We start from the raw sequence: 2,145 nt of genomic DNA on the forward strand, positions 1-2,145 counted from the left end.
GTCAACAACGGTTTGAAATTCCCTATTTTCAACGGAATCAAATTCCCTATTATCAAAGAATTTTGGCTGGCTGAATACCAGCCTTTTTCTTTTCCCTCAAACGATATGAGTCTCCTTTAATATTAAAGGTAGTGGAATGATGAATTAGACGATCTAGAATGGCCGTTGCTAAAACTTCATCTCCAAAGACCTTTCCCCATTCAACGTATGATTTATTTGAAGTGATAATCATTGCTCCATGTTCGTATCTTCTTGATATTATTTGGAAAAGTGTGTGTGCGCTTAGTTCATCGAAGCTAAAGTAACCTAATTCATCAATAATGAGTAATTCTGGACGGCTATACCTTTTAATAATCCGTTGGATTAAGCCTTGTTTCTCTGCCTTTTGGCATTCGGCTATAAAATCATTGGCTGTAATAAAAAGGGCTTGGTGTCCGTTCGTGATAGCTTCAAAAGCCATGGAAATGGCTAAATGTGTCTTTCCTACTCCTGGTGGTCCAAGGAGTAGGATGTTATCTCCATTATGGATGTATCTACCTGACAAAACTTCTTTAACTCTTCGTTCATCTATACTCGGTTGGAAACTAAAGTCGAAGTCATGAATGCTCTTAATGTAGGGAAGCTTTGCTTTCTTTAGACGCTTATCTAAAGCTGCCTTTTCCTTTTGTTCGATTTCTTGTGATAATAGCGTGATTAAGAAGTCCGAATATGGTACATTATTTTTAGATGCGTCTTCAAGGAGACCATCTATTTGATCGGCGGTGTAATGCCAACCGATTTCTTCTAAGCGTTCAACTAAAAGGTTTGTGGTCATGATTGATCACCTCCTTCTAGTTGCTCATAAATTTGAAGGGAACGTTGTTCTACTTCAATATTGGGGGACTGTAAACGGCTGTGGTCGGCAAACCATCAGTAGTCGTTTGCAGTCCTTTATAATGTTCAAGATTTATATGGTCTCTTACCTTTCCAGTCATAATAGGGTGTTTAGCGACGCACTCATAATGGTCATAAATTTCTAAATGATGATCTAATGTTTCTTTGATCTTTAACTCTTGTCCAACGTACCGAAAAGGTACGGAATACCTCTTACCGAGATAGGATATAAAGCAATCCTTACTCACTTTTCTAATTTCCCAATGATGAATAGGGAACAGTGGGTTCGTATTTGATGTCATTAGATGTTTTTGTTCATGCTGGAAACGAGTATGAGGTGATTCAAGAGTTGTCTGATGAACCTTACGGTTCGCTATCTGATCTAACCAAACTCTCACATCTTCATTTAATGCTTTTAGCGTAGGTTCATGTTTGCGCTGCAAAAAGTTCTTCTTTAAATACCCAACAACATTTTCTACTTTCCCCTTCGTTTGTGGTCGGTGTGGCTTACATGCCTTTGGAACAATTCCATAGTAAGCTAAAAATTCTTCGAACTTCCGATTGAATCTTATTTCGACTGGGCTATGCTTGATAACAGCAGTTTTCATATTGTCATACAAAATTTGCTCAGGTACTCCATTGAAATAAGCAAAAGCGTTCATATGGCACTTCATTAATGTTTCTAAATCCATACTGTCTGTAAACTCTACATATTTAAGTCTCGAATAACTTAGTAAAATTACAAAAGCATAAATATCCTTTATTTCACCATCAACTGTAAATTTACCAACGTGTCCCCAATCCATTTGAGCTTGTTTACCAGGGGGAGTCTCGTATCTTATGGTAGCTTGCTTTTTAGGTCGCACTCGATATGGTCGAATGAAATCCCGGAGGATTGTCATTTTGCCCTCGTACCCCATAGATATAATTTCCTCTAATAAGACGGTGCAGTTCGTGGTCCCTTCTTTCATCCGTTTCTCTAAGTAATCTTTAAAGGGATCTAGCTTACTCCCTTTACTAGGTACTTTCTTCATCCTTGGCAACTCTTCAGATTTTATGTACTTCCTAATTGTTTTGGGGTCAAAGCCAGTCTCTTTAGAGATAGCTGTTATTGACCACCCTTTTTGAAATAATTCTCTAATCATTATGAATTCCCCAATCTTGATCATCATTTCTACACTCCAAATCTTTATCTAGTATAGAAATGATTATCTGTTATTATTGGGGAATTTGAAACCGTTGTTATTAGGGATTTTAGCACCGTTGCTTACA

At 37.5% G+C, this 2,145-nt stretch carries 1 protein-coding gene and 1 pseudogene; both read right to left on the reverse strand.

Annotated features, from left to right (window positions below):
- Positions 1-52: 52 nt before the first annotated feature.
- On the reverse strand, positions 53-814 hold the full coding sequence (istB, locus tag JCM19033_RS21540; protein WP_054637875.1) for an IS21-like element helper ATPase IstB: 762 nt from the start codon (positions 812-814) through the stop codon (positions 53-55).
- Positions 811-2,042: pseudogene (gene istA / locus JCM19033_RS21545) on the reverse strand (IS21 family transposase). Before istA ends, istB begins: the two are co-directional and overlap by 4 nt.
- Positions 2,043-2,145 lie beyond the last annotated feature (103 nt).

The organism is Thalassobacillus sp. C254, assembly GCF_001310615.1.